This is a genomic window from Flavobacterium sp. KMS, from assembly GCF_000813005.1.
Classification (GTDB): domain Bacteria; phylum Bacteroidota; class Bacteroidia; order Flavobacteriales; family Flavobacteriaceae; genus Flavobacterium.
This window is the reverse complement of sequence record NZ_JSYP01000034.1, coordinates 1-16,935: the sequence shown is the minus strand read 5'-3', so window position 1 is coordinate 16,935 and position 16,935 is coordinate 1. Positions and strand designations below refer to the sequence as shown.

The following is a 16,935-nucleotide window of genomic DNA, read 5'->3' as shown; positions in this document are numbered from 1 at the left end:
AAAAATGTACCAATTTATTAGGAACCTAATATATACTCCAAATTAACTTCGATTTCATCGTTAACAAAGCTTTCTTCTAAAAGCGAATCAGATAATAGTTTTTTGTTTTCTTGCAGTTTAATTATTTTTTCTTCAACCGTATTTTTCGAAATAAACCTTACAACGTTTACTTTGTTTAATTGCCCAATTCGGTGCGCTCGTCCAACTCCTTGTTTTTCTGCAAAAGGATTCCACCATGGATCTAAAAATAAAACATAAGAGGCTTTGGTGATATTTAAACCAACGCCACCTGCTTTAAGCGAAATAAAAAACAATAAAGGATCTTCTTTTTCCTGAAATAAATTTACTTGTTGTTCTCTTTTCTTAGCAGGAGTATCGCCAGTAATTTCACAATACCCAATTTTGTTTTCCTTGCACCAATCAGTGTAAAAACTCAAATTAGTAACAAATGAACTAAAAATGATAGTTTTTTGTTTCTCTTTTACTAAAGTTTCCAGGTAATTAGTGACCGCGATATATTTTCCGGAATCTATTTCTGATTCCTGATCTACCATTTTTGGGTGATTACTCAGTTGTCTTAACTTCATCAAAGTATTGATAATGCTAATTTTGTCTGGGCCGGATCCATCAGTTTTTAGTAAAAAATTACGAGCTTTTGATTTCTCTTTTTCATATAATTTTTCCTGTTCAGGATCCATATCGCAATAATAAATCTGCTCTGTCAATTCTGGTAAATCCTTTAAAACCTGCTCTTTGGTTCTTCTTAATATATATGGCTGAATAAGATTTTTTAGTTCTGCTAAACTATCTTCATCTTGTTTTTTCTCAATTGGAATTTTAAAATTTTCGGCAAAGAAATTATAACTGCCCAAAATATCTGGATTTATAAATTGCATTTGCGACCATAAATCGTCCAAAGAGTTTTCGATAGGCGTACCACTTAAAGCTATTTTATGTTCCGTGTTTATTTTAGTAATAGCTTTGAAAATTTTAGAATTTTTATTTTTAATGTATTGACTTTCGTCCAAAATTAAATAACGGAAATTGTATTTTTCTAAAATTGAAATATCGCGATGAATGATGCTGTAACTGGTAAAAATTAAATCTGATGATTCTAATCTACTCGCTAATAATTTTCTGTCGTTACCAACATACTGCATTTTCGAAAAATGGGGTGTAAATTTCCCCGCTTCGTTATACCAGTTAAAAACCAATGAAGAAGGCAAAACAATCAATGTTTTTAAAGGTTCTCTTTCAATAATGGTTTCATTTTGAAATAAATCAAAATTTGTGGTTTTGGTTGTAAAACCTAACTGTTCCTGTACGGCAACCAATACGGCTAAGGTTTGTAAAGTCTTACCAAGACCCATATCATCAGCCAGACAAGCACCCAAGTTGGAATTAAAATGTCCCAAAAGCCATTTTACACCCTCAATTTGATAAGGTCTCAAAGTTGCTTTTAGCAAATCAGAAGAGGTATATTCAGCTTCGCGAATTGGATTTACATCATTTTTTATTTCTGGAATAGCATCTAATGCGGCAAAATTACTTTTGCGTAAAAGCAGATTCCCATTCTCTGTTTTTGCCAGTTTTGCCAGTGAACCATATTTACTGAGCCATTCTAAAGGAATTAAAAAATAGTTTCCGTCAGGCAATAAAAAGAGTCTTTCTTTGCTTTTTATATTCGGAATAATTTCGCTGAAATTGATTGTATATGCTCCAATCGAAATAATTATTTTAATGTCAAACCAATCTTCTTTAGTTTCTCCTTTTGAAAATAAAACGGTATGGTTTTCTGTAATGATTGCTTTGCTTTCCAGTTGCAAATTTTGGATTGTAAAACCTAAATTTTCTAATTCTTCTTTACGATTAATAACCAATTGAATATTGGTATAAGGATCAGGAGTTTCTGAATCTGAATTCCATCCAAACAATTCATTTTTAATTTTTATGAAACCAATTTCCAGCAATTTGTTTGTATATAAATCTTCATCAGAGCTTCGTTTAAACTGAATTATTTTTGGTTCATTGGCAACACTAAAATCAACAAACGTATGTGTTTTTTTAGTTTTACTAGCGTCAAATGAATATCCGTTATAATCGAAATGAAGGTTGAGATAATAACAGTTTTTAAAGAAATCATAAACAGGTTGAATCGTACAGGAGATAATTTTATCACGAAGTTCAATTTCAAAACCAGTTGCTTCAATGTCAGTTTTTTTAGCTATTTCGGGAATGAAATTTTTAAAATAATCATCAACTAATCTTGAAGGTATTTCGATTGATTTTTTCTTTAAAAAAGGCGTAAGTTTTTTAGAATTCAACTCTTTTAACTGTCCTAGTTTTTTATTGATAATTAACCATCCTGGCGCATCCAGCAGTATATTGATACTACTATTCATGGGTAGAAATGTAGTTTCGTTTTCTTTTAAAGAGAGTGTATATGTAATTCCTTCTGCGTGTTTGTCAAATTGAATTTGAGGTTCAAAATCGAGAGGATTAGTACTAACTCGTGTACGATAAAAATCCTTTTCAATTCCCATATTAATAGATAACGGAAATTGTTCTTTTACAATTAGTGTGTAAAAGGAACTTAAATGTAGTTGCAGATGCTGGCGAATTGCAAAATCAATTTTGGAATCTTTTTGCAGATCAGTAATTGTTTTTGCCGATTTGATTTTAGCGCTAAATTTCTTGAAAATAAATTCAGGCTTTAAAGATTCACAAGCCGTCAATATTTTTTTTGTATTGGGATCTAAATGTTCAAATATAATTCCAAAACTTTCAAGAACGTCTGCGCTTGCTTTTTTGTTTAAATATTTAATGTCATTATCATTAACGTCTTCAACGATATAAGCTGTTGGGATATGAATATTCAGATTTTTTTCAAAACTGAGGTCAAAACAAAATTGAAATGATTTCGAAGGTTCCAAGATTAAGGGTTTGGTTTGGTTGTAATTTGGGGAGTTGTCTAAAAATTAAAGAGTTTTCAAATTATTGCTATTTTGAAAACTCTTTAGATGAACTTATATGGTAAAAAAAACTATTTAGTTTTCCTGTTTAAAACAAAGTGGGATAATTTCTCCTTTGGCCAAACAATATTTCTCTACCAGTTCCGGAGCTATTTTGTTGGTGTAATCTTCTTCGATTACTATAAAGCCAATGCTTCTTAATTTATCAAAATAATCACGACCGTAAATACGTACGTGGTCATATTGTCCGAATATTTTAGCACGTTCCTTTTGGTCGGTAATAGTATCATCGGCAAAAGTAACTTCTCTTGATAAATCTTGTGGAATTTGCAAAATAGCCATTCCACCAGGTTTTAAAACGCGAAATAATTCCTGCATAGCTTTTGTGTCATCAGGAATATGCTCTAAAACGTGATTGCATAAAATAACATCATATTCGTTATCCTTAAAAGGCAAATTACAGATATCTGCTTTTACATCTGCTAAAGGAGAGAACAAATCAGTAGTTGTATAGTCAAGGTTTTTTTGCTTGCGGAATAGTTTGTAAAAAGCTTGTTCCGGAGCAAAATGTAATACTTTTTTTGGTGCTGTAAAAAAATCAGTCTGATCATTAAGGTATAACCATAACAAGCGGTGTCTTTCTAAAGAAAGTGTGCTTGGTGATAATACATTGTTACGTTGAGTTCCATAACCATAAGGCAAAAACATTTTGAAACTTTTACCATCGATAGGATCAGTAAATTTATCTCCTTTTAATGTAAAGGCTAAAATAGGACGCGCCACATAACTCAAACGAATTAATAATGGACGTGGAATGGTATTAAGTACTAGTTTAAAAAGTTTCTTCACGGTTTTATAGATTTGAACACGAATTTCACAAATTTACACGGATTAATGCAATGTGAAATTTCACGAATCTTAGGCTTGGGTTAAAGTATTATTCTTTTATATTTAAGGCTGTCTTCTCCAAAATTAACTAGTAAACCCAGTTTGTTTTTTGAGGCAGCCAGATAATTTAATGTTTGTTTAATTTCACTACTCGAAAGAGTTGTAATAGCTTTCAGTTCCAAAATGATTTTATCAAAAATTACAAAATCTGCAAAATAGTAACTGGATAAAATAATGTCTTTGTAAGCTATATTATATTTTAATTCACGACTATATGGTATTTCGTTTTTTTGAAACTCATATTCCAATGCATCACCATAAACTTTTTCACTATGTCCTTTGCCTAAAATTTTATGGACTTCCATGCAGATTCCTATAATTTTGTAAGACTCGTCTTTTAGATATAACTCATTCATTAGTGAAATTTTCAGTAATCCATTAATTCGTGTAAATTCGTGAAATTAGTGTTACAGGACTAATGGCACTTTTCTAAACTCATCCTCTTCATTACTTTCGATTCCTAGTGCTTTATAGATGTACTGGAAAGTTGATAAGATTTCTGGTTTACCATCAATTAAAGCGACATCATGTTCAAAGTGAGCACTAGCTTTACCGTCGGCAGTTGTAATTGTCCAGCCATCTTTATGTTGTTTTATGTTTCTTGTTCCAAGGTTAATCATTGGTTCAATGGCAACAACCATTCCTTCAACAAAAAGTTTTCCTCTTCCTTTTTTGCCATAGTTAGGCATTTCAGGATCTTCGTGCATTTTTTGTCCAAGACCATGACCTACTAGTTCGCGAACAACACCATATCCATGGGATTCAGTATATTTTTGTATAGCGTTTCCAACATCTTCAACGCGGTTTCCAGCTTTAAATTCACGGATTCCAACATATAAAGATTCTTTGGTAACTTGTAATAGTTTTTTAACTTCTGGAGCAACTTCTCCAATTTCAAAGCTATAAGCATGATCTCCGTGATACCCATTTTTGTATGCACCACAATCTACCGAGATAACATCACCACTTTTTAGAGGTGTATTATTCGGGATACCGTGAACAACTTGCGAGTTTGGACTCATACAAAGTGAGTTCGGGAAGTCGTACAAACCTAAGAAGCTTGGTACAGCACCGTGATCACGAATAAATTCTTCGGCTAGTTTGTCAAGATATAATGTGGTGACTCCTTCTTTTATTTCAGAAGCAATCATTCCTAATGTTTTAGATACGATTAAGGCACTTTCGCGCATTAATTCTATTTCTTCACGTGATTTTACAATAATCATAATTTCGGATTTTCAGTTGGCAAAAGTACAATTTTAATATTATTTTTTTTAAATAGCTTTTGTATTTAATTATAACAATAATAATAAGGTTAAATAGCTATGATAAATATATAGAAAGTTTGTAAAATTATCTTGTTAAAATGAAAACAGTTGTAGAAACAATTGAATAAATTAGCTTATTAATTAACTCGTTACATTATGAAAAGTAGTAATAACCAAGAAGGCATAAGCAAAGCGGCTGGTTTGATTAAGATGAAGAGATTTGCTTTGGGAGTATTGGGTGTAGCTGTAGTTCTTTTTTTAATAGCAATTTATTTTAAAATAGGTTGGCTAAAAGCTTTTAGCGAGGCGGCTATGGTGGGGGGAATTGCAGATTGGTTTGCTATAGTGGCCTTATTCAGGCATCCTCTGGGATTACCAATTCCGCATACAGCTTTAATTCCTAATAATAAAGATGCTATTGGGCAAAATCTCGGCACTTTTGTTTCTGATGAGTTTTTAATCAAAGAGAAATTAGAAGTAAAAATCGAGCAGTTTAATTTTGCCGAAAAGGCTGCAAACTGGCTATCTGAAAAAAGCAATGCAAATACAATCGCTTCATTAATTATTGAAGATATTATACCAGGGATTTTAAAAACAATTGTAGATGAAGATGTTCAGAAGTTTATTCAGGCCAAATTTGAAACCAAATTAAGAGAAATAAATTTTGGAGAATGGATTGCGGTAGGGTTGGAATCATTAACTAAAAGTGAAAAACAAGAGCAGTTAATTACTAATGTTCTAAAGATCCTTACGGAAGAATTGCAGAATAACAGAGATGTGATTCGCGAAAAAGTGAATAAATCAACGCCTTGGTACACGCTTGGTGTGGCCGATAAAAAAATTGCAGACGGTATTTTTAACGGACTTTATGAATTTATCGATGAAGCAAAACATTCTAACAGCAGTATCAGAAGAAAAATAAATGCCTATGTTCTTGATTTTATTACGGAATTAAATAGTTCACCAGAGCTTCAGCAAAAAGTAAATGATTTAGTGATAGAGTTTGCTCATAAAAGTGAAGTGAAAGAGTATATCAATGATATTTGGAGTCAGATAAAAGTTGCGATTTCTGCCGATTTAGAAAAGAAAGATGATTCTAAAATAAAAAATAAAATCATCAGCATGATTCATAATTTTGGAGTCAGTATAAAAGAGGATGAAGTTATGTTAAGCAAAATCAATAATTTTATAAAAATAGATTTGCTAGGAATTCTTTTAAAGAATAAACAAATGATTGGGGACTTAATTGCTTCGTCAGTTAAAAGCTGGGATAAGGAAGAAATCTCTAATAAGTTAGAATTAGAAATCGGGAAAGATCTTCAGTTTATCCGAATTAACGGAACTGTAGTAGGTGGGTTTGTGGGTCTTTTTATTTATTTTATCGAACATATTATTACCTAAAAAAAAGAGACAAATCGTAAGACTTGTCTCTTTTTAGGATATTTTAAGTTTAGTTTTAATCAGGGTTTGCCATGATCTTAAAGAGTTCTGAGATAGAAATATAAAATCTGTTTTCTAAGACAATAGCAGCAAGTTTGGCGCTTACTAAATTATTCTCTCGAGTATTAATTAAGAATAAAGAGCTTTCTCCAAACGAAAATAAACGTTCTTCGGATTTGAGCATTGTAACATTGTTTTCGACCAAATCTTTCGCCAGTTTCTTTTGTTTTAAGAGTGAGGTGATTTCTGTTTTTTGCGCGCTTATTTTATTGGTTAATTGTGTTTTTTCTAAAGCCAAAGCAAATTCATTCTCCTGAAGTTTATATTTCGCTAGTTTTAAGCTCCCTCGTTCCTTTCTTAAAAATAAAGGGAAATAAAATTCCAATCCTATTTTGTAATCTTCAAAACGATAATTATCAATGTAACCTGGTTCTGATAAATAGGAGTAACCCACATTTATTTTGGGTAACAGCATATTTTCTTTTAGCTTTTTTTCTACATTCAAAATCTCTATTTTGTTTTGTAATGCATTTATTTTTGGGTGAGTTTCTAAGCTAAAATCATTTTGTAATAAGTCATTAGTCTTTAAGGTCTCTTGCAATGTGTTTTCGAGCGCAGTTTCAGGAATAAGACTATCGGACATCTCTAGCGGAATATTATTTTCTAACCAAAGAAAATTAGATAGTTCTAGTTTTGATTTAGCCAGTTTTAGTTTAGAATCCTCAAGGCTTAATTCTCTGTTTTTTAAACTAATTCCAGCTTCAATACTATCAATTGCAGGTTTGTCTCCTTGACTTATTAAGGCTTTGATTCCTGTTAGGCGTATTTGCGCATTATTATTGTACGTTTCGTAAAGCTTCATTTCGTCAAAATTCTTCTTCCAGTTAAAATAAGCAATCGAAGCATCGTATAATACTGCTATGGCTTGAAGTTTTCTTTCGGATTCGCTTAGTTTTATCTGAATTTTTGCTTTTCGAACATCCGCCATTCTTTGGTTTATGAATAATCCTTGCCCAATAGGTACACTAATTCCAAAAGAAGTTAATCCTTTATTAGGAGTTGTGTTTTCGGGATTAAGATAAACACCTTCGTTATTATCGAACCCTGCTTTTAACTCGATTCCATACCAAGTCGGAATTTTAAAACTACTATTTAAAATGGAGTAGTATTCTTTGTCTTTAAATTGTTTTTGGCTAAAATCGACTTCAATTTTTGGATCAAAACCACCTCGGGCCATCATTAAATTGGCTTGGGCTTCACTTACTTCCAAATTAGCACTTTTAACCAAAGGATGGTATTTTTTTACATATCCAAGAAATTCATTATAGCTGAATTCTTTAGCTATTGGTTCTTGACCAAAAACGGTAAAACCAATAAAAAGAAAGGCAAAAAGTAGTGATTTCATTATTTTTTTTCTTTTGTGGTTTTTGTCTCATTCTTGTAATAATTTGGAGGGAATCCGTTAAGAGTTCTCCAAATCTCAAACCAAATTGGTACAGTGTCTAACAAAGCAATTGTTTGTGCACCAGAACCAACACTAAGTTGTTTAGGCCATTTAGCTTCGGATGGGTCTGGGGCAATCAGGATTCTGTATTTACCATTGTCGCTAATAAAATTCTCTATAGCTACAACTTGTCCTCCAAATGTTCCGTAAGATATATCAGGCCAGCCCGAAAATACTATAGTAGGCCAACCATCAAACCAAACACGTACTTTTTCTCCCTTTTTTATCAAAGGCAAATCAATAGGATTTATAAAGGTTTCGACCGCAATATCATATTCAGATGGCATTATGGTTACTATCGGAGTTCCCTCTTTTATGGTTTCTCCAATACCTGCTAGTAAAGCTCTGTTAATGTAACCATTTTGAGCTGCTTTAATGTAATACATACCATTACGCACACTATAATTTACATATTGATTTTCTAGTTTATTAACTTGTGCTTCAGTATCAAATTTATTACTCAAGGTTGTATATTGATCACTTTTTGCTTTAGCTGCTTTTTCAGAATATTCGGCAGTGATTCTGTTAATCTCTACTTTAGCATTTATGTATTCATTTTTGCTGGTTAAATATTTATTTTCCTGAGTTACAATTTTAGCATCAACATCTTGTAATTTCAAGCGCTTTTCCTCTACATCGGTCATCGGTTTTAAACCTTCTTTGTTTAGTTGCAAGGCACGATTATATTGTGTGTTTGCAATTTTTAGTTGCGTTTTAACTGCAACAAGATCTATGCTGTCGCTTTTTATTTTTAAAAGCGATTGTTTTACTTTATTTCTTGCTTGCTCTAATTTTAATTTCTTCTCGTTTTCTATAAATTCTATTTGCTTAGAAAGTGTGTTTACTTTTTCTCCATAGGATTCTAGAGATTGCTTTTTAGCATCAACTTGGTTTTTAGTGTTTTCTACTAAATTTGGATCCATGTAATCTTCTTTTATCTCAGAAATAAACATGATTGTATCTCCTTTTTTTACAAAATCCCCTTCTTGTACATACCATTTCTCAATTCGACCCGAAATAATACTCTGGATAGATTGTGGTCTTTGGTTGGGCTTTAAGGTCGTTACAGATCCTGAACCAGAAATATTCTGAGTCCAAGGCAAGAAAAGCGATATTATTACGAAGATTGCGGTGCCTATTATTATTTTATTCAGGATTTTATAATGAGGCCTATTGCTTAGGTCTTTTATAGTTTTATACTTGTCAAGAGGCTGTAACTTTGTTTTATTGTCGGAAATGTTTAGCATGGCGTATTGTTTTTTTGATCAAGTATGATAAGGCCGTTTTGCATGATTATTTTTCGCGTAGATTTTGTTTTCCAATAAGGATTTTTAGAGGAAACAATAATGGTCCATTTATTCTTGTCGGAAGTTATAAAATCAATAATTTCATTAGCAACTTCATCATCCATAGTATCCGTTGGATCCTCATAAAAAAGAATTTTTGGTTTATGAATAATACTTCTTGCTAATAAGATTTTTTGAGCATTAGAGGAAGATAACTGTCTTCCTTCCGGGTAAATATGTGTGTCTAAACCTTTTGGTAATAATTTAATAAATGGGCTAAGCTGTACTCCATCTACAGCCCACTTTAAATCTTCAGAGCTTATCGATGAGTCATTAAAAGTAATGTTTTCTAAAATGGTTCCTTCAAACGGGGTTTCATTATGAATGATACTGCCTATTTGTGAGCGATATTGTTTTAGGTTTATTTTCTTAAAGGTGTCATCATTGATATAAAAAGCACCAGAACTTTGTTTAAGTACGCCCGATAGTAACCTGATAAGAGTAGTTTTTCCGGAGCCATTTTGACCATCAATTACTATTTTTTCTCCCTGATTTATTTTAAGGGTAATAGAATCCAGCGCATTCTTCTGAGAATCTGGAAACTTTACATTTAGACCTTCTGTTTCTAAAGTGATGTTGTTATAGCAACGGTCATTTTGGGAATCTGAATTTTCTTCTAATTCTAAATCCGTTACTTGTCCTATTTTTTCAACAGAAGTTAAAACATCATAAAAACTTTCGAGTCCCAGAATGATTTTTTCAACAGAGTTAATGACTAATAAGATGATAATTTCTGCAGCAACAAACTGTCCAATATTCATTTCCTGACTTAATACTAAATATCCTCCAATAGATAGTAAACTGGCAGTTATAATGATTTTAAAAAGAATCAATTGTGTAAATTGTCTTTTGATAACGCTAAAATGTTTTTCACGATACGTAAGATAACCACTTACTATTGAGTTGTTTTTTTGAAGTGCAAAATCATAATTAAGTTCGTTTCTGAAACTATAATTATTACGCGCCATTTCTTGTAACCAGCTTGCAACTTTATACTTGAATTTCGATTCTTTTAAACTGGTTTCTAAACCTGATTTGTACGAAAATTTAAAAATGAAGTATAAAAGAAGAAACAATAAGAGGCCAAATACTATAAAATAGGGATGGTATAAGGACAACAATATAATTCCAAAAGTGATTTGGAGTAAGGCTGCCGAAAAATCAGTCAATAATTTTGAAGTTCCTTTTTGGATGGTCATGGTATCAAAAAAACGATTTGTTAATTCTGGAGGATATGTACCATACAATTCTGATTGTTTTATTTTTGGTAAACGAGCGGCAAATTCAAATGAAGCACGGACAAATATTTTTTGTTGCAAATTTTCTGTAATTCGCAATTGCATAAAAGATAAAATACCAACAAGCGCAACTCCGGCAACAACTAAAATGATAAGAACAATCCAGGATGCACTTACCCTGCCAGATTGTATAAAAGTAATAATGGCTTGGATTCCTAACGGAAGCGACAAACTTATTAATCCAGCGAAAATAGCATAGAAAAAGATTTGATAAATATCTTTTTTATCTAGCTCAAGTAAATTGTAAAATCTTTTTAGTGGAGTCATATTGGTTATTTTTAGCGCAAAACGTTTTCTGCAAGATTTAAATAAAATTGAGTAGTTGTAACGGTTTCATTGCAATCTGTGATTGTCTTTAAATGATCTGTCAGGAAATGTTGGTGCAAACTTCCTTCTACAATAGTCGATACTAGAGATTTTGCAAAAGGGTAGTCCGGATTTACTTCCTTTACAATAGAAACAATCCGATTAATAACTCTTTTATATATTAAAAAAAAGCCTTCTTTGTTTTCCTGATCAACCTCTTTAGTATGGAATGTTTTAGTGAATTCGGCAATTATAATTTTATTTAAAATCGCTTCATTAATATGTTCTGTAGAGGCATCATCGGTAACTTTTTCGGTAACAATGGTGATGGCTTTATTAAGTTTTTCTTTTTTATCTATGATGTTAGTAGTAGAGAAAACTAGTTTATATTCCATCCAGCTCCAGTACCAAGAAGATAAATAGACTAATAATTTGTGTTTGTTTTCAAAATAACGATAAATCGAACTTTCGTTAGACCCTATTTCTACGCCTAATTTTTTAAATGTAAAATTATCAAACCCAATTGCATCGATGAGAAGAATACTTTGTTCAATAATTTTTTTTCCTAAGGCAGATGTTTCTGGATCCTTTACATAGATCTTTTCATTGACTTGGATTTTTAAATTTGATAGTATAGTCTCCATAAAAGTTATTTTAAATGCAAATATAATAGTATTACTTTCAACTTTGAGTATTTAACTTTTATTTGTGCAAAAAAAAAGCTGTTCTTGATTTAAGAACAGCTTTTTTAAAAAATAGTTTTCAGTTTCAGTCGCAGTACCAGTTTTCAGTGATGATTGCAACTGAATACTGTTACTGTAAGCTAAAACGAATGCTTTTACAACAATGAATGACAAGTCATTGCAGCAGGTTGTGGAATTCCCATTAACTCAAGAATAGTAGGAGCAATGTCACCCAGAACACCATCGTGTATTGTTTTTAATTCTTTGTCAACCAAAATAATCGGCACAGGATTAGTTGTGTGTGCTGTATTAGGGCTTCCGTCAGGATTAATCATAGTTTCGCAATTTCCGTGATCGGCAATTACAATTGTAGTATAATCATTTGCAAGAGCAGCTTCGATAACTTCTTTTACACAAGCATCAACAGCTTCACAAGCTAATATTGCAGCGCTCATAATTCCTGTATGTCCTACCATGTCTCCATTGGCAAAATTTAAACATACAAAATCTACTTCACCTTTATTTAATTCAGGCACTAATGCATCTTTTAATTCAAATGCACTCATTTCTGGTTGTAAATCGTAAGTTGCTACTTTTGGAGAATTTCTTAAGATTCTGCTTTCGCCTTCAAAAGGAACTTCTCTTCCGCCAGAAAAGAAAAAAGTTACGTGAGGATATTTCTCCGTTTCGGCAATACGAATTTGTTTTTTATTCGCTTTCTCTAAAACTTCACCTAATGTTTCGGTAATGTTGTCTTTGTTGTAAACAACTTTTACGTTTAAGTATGTTTCGTCGTAATTAGTAAGTGTTACATAATACAATTTTAGTTTGTGCATGTTTTGCTCGTGAAAATCTTCTTGCGAAAGAGCTTCAGTAAGTTCACGACCTCTATCGGTTCTAAAATTGAAGAAAATAACAACATCATCCTCTTCGATAGTTGCTAGTGGTTTATCATTTGCATCAACCATAATGATTGGAGCGATAAATTCATCAGTAATGTTATTTTCGTAGCTTTCTTTAATAGAAGCTACGGCATCTTTTGAGTGTGTACCCAATCCGTTTACTATTAAATCGTAAGCTAGTTTTACACGTTCCCAACGTTTGTCACGATCCATAGCATAATAACGACCTATTACAGATGCTATTTTTACTGGAGTATTTGCAATATGGTTTTCTAAATCTTGTATGTAAGTTGCTCCAGATTTAGGATCAACATCACGACCATCGGTAAAGGCATGAACAAATACTTTGTCCAAACCGTATTCTTGAGTAGCATCAATTAATCCTCGTAGGTGAGAAGTGTGTGAGTGAACACCACCATCAGAAACAAGACCTAAAAAATGTACTTTTTTATTGTTTTCTTTTGCATAAGTAAACGCATCTACAAGTACTTGCTCTTTGGCTAAAGTATTGTGAGCTACAGCAAGGTTTATTTTTGCTAAATCCTGGTAAACGATTCTTCCCGCACCAAGGTTCATGTGTCCAACTTCACTATTTCCCATTTGCCCTTCTGGTAAACCTACATTTAAACCATCGGTACGAAGTTGTGCGCTTGGGTAGTTTTTGTAAAGGCTATTTATAAATGGAACATTTGCATTGTCTATTGCAGATACTTTAGGGTCAGGAGATTTTCCCCAACCATCTAAAATCATAAGGATTACTTTTTTGTTCATCAGAATTTATTTTGCACAAAGATAAGCCATTTGTAAAATGTTTAAGAAAGACTTAGATACAATTATGCTTTATAAAGGGAACGGTATAAAAAAATAATAATTTAATTATAGAAGGTGTAATTTTTTAAAATAAATGCAGATTAGGTTTTGTTTTTGATGCCATTATAGTCAATGAAATGGTGAATGCTTACCGATAAAATATAGTTTATTACATTCATGAATAAGTAAGTTGTTTATGTTGTTAAAGAATAAAGTATTTGAGATAATCAGGAAGTGCTTAAAAAAGTCTATTTACTTTAAAATGATGTAATTAATTAGTGTAGCTAAATGTGGTATAATTGATTAATTTGCTTTTCTAATATGTAGGTTTTGGCTTATAGTTTACTGTGTTTCAATAAGTTTTGTTATAATTTCATTAAGAGAATACAATAAATATTAGGTTGTATTCGTTAAAAAATGATTAAAAAGTACTTCGTTTCTACTGTAAAATTTTGGGAGCTACATATTTTTTATATATTTGCGAACCACGAAACAAATTATAACCTAAACGCATTCAATGATTTATAAGATTTGTCCCATATTGTTAATGTTGTTTTTGTCATTTACCACAGATACAAAAACAACTACAGAAGTTAAAAAAGTTGAAAAGAAAAATATCGCTAGTACAGTAACAGCAAGCTTAGATTTAAGAATCAAAGCGGTTTATAGTACACTTAATGCAAATAATTTTGATTTACCTGAACTTAAGAGTTTTACAGAGGCTTTAAAAGGTTTTTATTTATTAAAGGAAAAAGGACTTATTCAAAAAGATCTTTTGACTTTGGTAGATTTTAGTTTGTCTTCTAATCTGAAACGTCTTTGGGTTATTGATCTTTCTACCAATACCGTATTGTTCCAATCTCTGGTTGCTCACGGAAGAAATACAGGTGAAGAATTTGCATCAGATTTTTCAAATACAAATTCTTCCTATAAAAGTAGTCTTGGTTTTTATGCAACAGGTGAGGTGTATAGAGGAAAACACGGAATCTCGTTACGTTTAGATGGTTTAGAAAGAGGAGTTAATGATAATGCGCGCGAAAGAGCAGTAGTAATTCATGGAGCCGATTATGTTTCTGAGTCATTTATTAGAAACAATAAAAGGTTAGGTCGTAGCCAAGGTTGTCCTGCTATTCCTGTAGAATTAACTAATGCAATTATCGAAGCAATAAAAGATAAATCGTGTTTATATATCTATCATCCATCAAGAACTTTTACGATGGAAGAAAAGCTAATTTCTTAATTTAGCATATAAATCGGTGTCTAAATTGTAGATGTCATTTCTAAATTGTAAAGAATTATCTTCGCTCCATGCGGTCCAATACCATTGATACATAGCGTATTTTTTGGCAATTCTTACATTAGTGGTTTTTTTAGTAACTATAAGAGAATCTATTTTTTCTTTCGACCAGTTATTAGAGTCCAATATATGTTGTGCTAATTCCAAAGGATTTTCGACACGAACACAACCAGAACTTAAAGAACGATTGTTTCTTCCGAATAAGTTACGGTGATTGGTATCATGTAAATAGACGCTATGGTTATTTGGAAATAAGATTTTCATTAATCCCAATGAGTTACTACTTCCAGGACTTTGTACATAGCGATAACTACCAGGAGAATTTTCATTCCAGTCACTAGGTTCTACAACAGAGTTGTCTTTACTGTAAATCGTAATGTTTTTATTTTTTAAATAATTTCGATTGCGTTTCATTGCAGGGACAATATCTTCTTTTAATATAGTTGGCGGAACAGTCCATGTTGGGTTAAAGACAACAGTTTTAAGAGTTGAGGTTAGAATAGGTGTTTTTCGGCTATTAGTACCCACAACAATTTTTCGAACAACAGTAGTGTCTTTGTTTTCAACAACGTGTAGGCTGTAATCAGGAATGTTTATTATAAAATAATTTTCGGCAAGCGTATCTGCAAACCATCTCCAGCGCTCAATGTTGCTGATAATTTGATGTTTTCGTCTGATTTTAGAAAAATTCAAAGCATTAACAGTTCCTTTACCAATAACACCATCGGCAGCTAAGCCATGACGAGTTTGGAATTTTTTAATAGCTTCAAATGTCTTATTGTCGTAAGTAGATGTTAAACTGTCCCTCCCTGTTAGATCTTTCCAGTATAAAAGGCGTTTTTTAATTGTAATCATTGCGTTATTAGTGTCGTGCAACGTTACTTTATCTTCAACTTCGATGGTTTTAATGTTGTCGTCTGGAAATTCATTTAGTAATTCTAGTGCTTTTAGTAACCTTTTATAGGTATATGTTTTTGGCTGACTTTTTTCGATAGCAAGTGTTAAATCATTATCATTAAAAGCTTTAATAAGAATGGTGTTTACATTAAATGGTTTGTCATTTAAATCCCAATCATTATATAGTTTTTTAGGATTCAGTTTTCCTTTATGTAAATGCGTTAAGTATTTCTGAAAATTATAAGTAAGCAAAACGTCATATAGAGCCAAGTCGGTATCGTTTAACTTACTTATTTTACTTTCAAAATTTTCTATTCTTTTTATGCTATAATCGTTTGGTTCTAAACCAAGAGATTCAGATTTTTTTAATTCATCAATAATGAAGGTTCTTTTTTCAAGATTACCCCAAACGGTCTCATTATGAGATGCGATGTAAAATTTTTTAAGATCTTCACTTTTAAAAGAGCCTATCACCGATGTGTCCAACTGAATTTTTCGTTCATCAGTTTGAACAATTGCAGGAAGAGGTTCCGCTTTTTTTACAGGAATTGCTTTTTCTTCTTTTTTGCAACTTATAAAGATTGATAGTAATATTAAAAAGTAAAGTTTATTCATTTTAAAGTTTTTTATACATTAACAGGTGTTTCCCAACATCTTTTATTTCAAAAATTGCACCAGTCTTTTGGTAGCCCATTTTTTCATAAAATCCAACTGCTTCGGTTCTGGCGTTAAACCACATTAGTTTACAATTATTGTTAATACAATATTCTTCACAGTAAATAACCAAAGCTTCCCCAAATCCTTTTTTTCTAAAATCGTCCAAAATGGCCATTCCTCGAATCTGCGATTGGAAATTTTCCGCAAAGGTAATATTAGAATTTCGGAATAGCGAAATAATTCCTACTAAATTTTTATCTTCAAATAAACCAAAGTGATGCGTTGTAGGTAAATCATCACCATCAAAGTGGCAGCTTTCTATAGGTTTTCCTTTTCGTAGAACAGGATTGCGTACTAAATAAGTTTCTTGGGCAGATATTTCTTGTATGTTTGACATAATTTTTAAAGAATAGTAAAGTTATAACTTTTTAGTTTTAAATATATTAAAGAATTTGTTTAAGATTTTTTGAAATTTTTGTAAAAAAAACTTGTTTTTAACTGGAGTTATTATCTATATTTGCACCACAGTAATGCGAAAGTAGCTCAGTTGGTAGAGCTCCAGCCTTCCAAGCTGGTTGTCGCGAGTTCGAGCCTCGTCTTTCGCTCT

The 16,935-nt window shown here is 31.8% G+C and carries 13 protein-coding genes and 1 tRNA gene; 3 read left to right on the top strand and 11 right to left on the bottom strand.

Annotated features, from left to right (window positions below; translation table 11 throughout):
- Nucleotides 1-17 precede the first annotated feature (17 nt).
- The 4 genes from OA93_RS22695 to map form a co-directional block, all read right to left on the bottom strand.
- A complete protein-coding gene (locus OA93_RS22695; protein WP_039116418.1) occupies nucleotides 18-2,933 on the bottom strand; it encodes a DEAD/DEAH box helicase in 2,916 nt (971 codons plus the stop codon).
- 114 nt (nucleotides 2,934-3,047) lie between these two features.
- Nucleotides 3,048-3,821 carry a class I SAM-dependent methyltransferase gene (locus tag OA93_RS22690; RefSeq protein WP_035618021.1) on the bottom strand — a complete coding sequence of 258 codons (774 nt, stop codon included), beginning with the start codon at nucleotides 3,819-3,821 and terminating at the stop codon, nucleotides 3,048-3,050.
- A gap of 80 nt (nucleotides 3,822-3,901) precedes the next feature.
- Nucleotides 3,902-4,276: a GxxExxY protein gene (locus OA93_RS22685; RefSeq protein ID WP_039116417.1), complete on the bottom strand. Its 375-nt coding sequence runs from the start codon at nucleotides 4,274-4,276 to the stop codon at nucleotides 3,902-3,904.
- Between the two features lie 51 nt (nucleotides 4,277-4,327).
- Nucleotides 4,328-5,146, bottom strand: coding sequence for a type I methionyl aminopeptidase (gene map / locus OA93_RS22680; protein WP_039116416.1), 819 nt, complete (start codon nucleotides 5,144-5,146; stop codon nucleotides 4,328-4,330).
- 198 nt (nucleotides 5,147-5,344) lie between these two features.
- Here map and OA93_RS22675 point away from each other — a divergent pair, with 198 nt between their 5' ends.
- The gene (locus OA93_RS22675) at nucleotides 5,345-6,589 is read left to right on the top strand and encodes a DUF445 domain-containing protein (RefSeq protein WP_039116415.1); all 1,245 of its coding nucleotides are present in this window, start codon (nucleotides 5,345-5,347) and stop codon (nucleotides 6,587-6,589) included.
- Between the two features lie 55 nt (nucleotides 6,590-6,644).
- Here OA93_RS22675 and OA93_RS22670 read toward each other — a convergent pair whose 3' ends face one another.
- The 5 genes from OA93_RS22670 to gpmI all read right to left on the bottom strand — a co-directional run bounded on the left by OA93_RS22670 (nucleotide 6,645) and on the right by gpmI (nucleotide 13,438).
- The gene (locus tag OA93_RS22670; RefSeq protein WP_039116414.1) at nucleotides 6,645-8,033 is read right to left on the bottom strand and encodes a TolC family protein; all 1,389 of its coding nucleotides are present in this window, start codon (nucleotides 8,031-8,033) and stop codon (nucleotides 6,645-6,647) included.
- Entirely contained in the window at nucleotides 8,033-9,379 is a 1,347-nt protein-coding gene (locus tag OA93_RS22665) for a biotin/lipoyl-binding protein (protein WP_039116413.1), read from the bottom strand. The genes OA93_RS22670 and OA93_RS22665 overlap by 1 nt, the downstream gene beginning before the upstream one ends.
- Nucleotides 9,373-11,043: an ATP-binding cassette domain-containing protein gene (locus OA93_RS22660; protein ID WP_039116412.1), complete on the bottom strand. Its 1,671-nt coding sequence runs from the start codon at nucleotides 11,041-11,043 to the stop codon at nucleotides 9,373-9,375. Before OA93_RS22660 ends, OA93_RS22665 begins: the two co-directional genes overlap by 7 nt.
- Before the next feature lie 11 nt (nucleotides 11,044-11,054).
- The gene (locus OA93_RS22655) at nucleotides 11,055-11,726 is read right to left on the bottom strand and encodes a TetR/AcrR family transcriptional regulator (RefSeq protein WP_039116411.1); all 672 of its coding nucleotides are present in this window, start codon (nucleotides 11,724-11,726) and stop codon (nucleotides 11,055-11,057) included.
- Nucleotides 11,727-11,920: 194 nt separating this feature from the next.
- Entirely contained in the window at nucleotides 11,921-13,438 is a 1,518-nt protein-coding gene (gpmI, locus tag OA93_RS22650) for a 2,3-bisphosphoglycerate-independent phosphoglycerate mutase (RefSeq protein WP_039116410.1), read from the bottom strand.
- 556 nt (nucleotides 13,439-13,994) lie between these two features.
- On the opposite strand from gpmI, the gene OA93_RS22645 reads away from it, so the two are divergent.
- Complete coding sequence (locus tag OA93_RS22645; RefSeq protein WP_039116409.1) at nucleotides 13,995-14,717, top strand: murein L,D-transpeptidase catalytic domain family protein; 723 nt, start codon at nucleotides 13,995-13,997, stop codon at nucleotides 14,715-14,717.
- Here the strand turns inward: OA93_RS22645 and OA93_RS22640 are convergent.
- Both OA93_RS22640 and OA93_RS22635 read right to left on the bottom strand, forming a co-directional pair.
- Nucleotides 14,706-16,286, bottom strand: a complete 1,581-nt coding sequence (locus OA93_RS22640) for a L,D-transpeptidase family protein (protein ID WP_039116408.1) — start codon at nucleotides 16,284-16,286, stop codon at nucleotides 14,706-14,708. The two genes, OA93_RS22645 and OA93_RS22640, sit on opposite strands and share 12 nt — an antisense overlap.
- Before the next feature lies 1 nt (nucleotide 16,287).
- Entirely contained in the window at nucleotides 16,288-16,725 is a 438-nt protein-coding gene (locus tag OA93_RS22635; RefSeq protein ID WP_039116407.1) for a GNAT family N-acetyltransferase, read from the bottom strand.
- A 135-nt stretch (nucleotides 16,726-16,860) separates the two neighbouring features.
- Here OA93_RS22635 and OA93_RS22630 point away from each other — a divergent pair.
- Nucleotides 16,861-16,933, top strand: a tRNA-Gly gene (locus OA93_RS22630).
- Nucleotides 16,934-16,935: the final 2 nt, after the last annotated feature.

Excerpts from the sequence above, each read along its gene's own strand:
- OA93_RS22685 (WP_039116417.1), bottom strand. The coding sequence starts at position 4,276 with ATGAATGAGTTATATCTAAAAGACGAGTCTTACAAAATTATAGGAATC.
- map (WP_039116416.1), bottom strand. The coding sequence starts at position 5,146 with ATGATTATTGTAAAATCACGTGAAGAAATAGAATTAATGCGCGAAAGT.
- OA93_RS22675 (WP_039116415.1), top strand. The coding sequence starts at position 5,345 with ATGAAAAGTAGTAATAACCAAGAAGGCATAAGCAAAGCGGCTGGTTTG.
- OA93_RS22670 (WP_039116414.1), bottom strand. The coding sequence starts at position 8,033 with ATGAAATCACTACTTTTTGCCTTTCTTTTTATTGGTTTTACCGTTTTT.
- OA93_RS22665 (WP_039116413.1), bottom strand. The coding sequence starts at position 9,379 with ATGCTAAACATTTCCGACAATAAAACAAAGTTACAGCCTCTTGACAAG.
- OA93_RS22660 (WP_039116412.1), bottom strand. The coding sequence starts at position 11,043 with ATGACTCCACTAAAAAGATTTTACAATTTACTTGAGCTAGATAAAAAA.
- OA93_RS22655 (WP_039116411.1), bottom strand. The coding sequence starts at position 11,726 with ATGGAGACTATACTATCAAATTTAAAAATCCAAGTCAATGAAAAGATC.
- gpmI (WP_039116410.1), bottom strand. The coding sequence starts at position 13,438 with ATGAACAAAAAAGTAATCCTTATGATTTTAGATGGTTGGGGAAAATCT.
- OA93_RS22645 (WP_039116409.1), top strand. The coding sequence starts at position 13,995 with ATGATTTATAAGATTTGTCCCATATTGTTAATGTTGTTTTTGTCATTT.
- OA93_RS22640 (WP_039116408.1), bottom strand. The coding sequence starts at position 16,286 with ATGAATAAACTTTACTTTTTAATATTACTATCAATCTTTATAAGTTGC.
- OA93_RS22635 (WP_039116407.1), bottom strand. The coding sequence starts at position 16,725 with ATGTCAAACATACAAGAAATATCTGCCCAAGAAACTTATTTAGTACGC.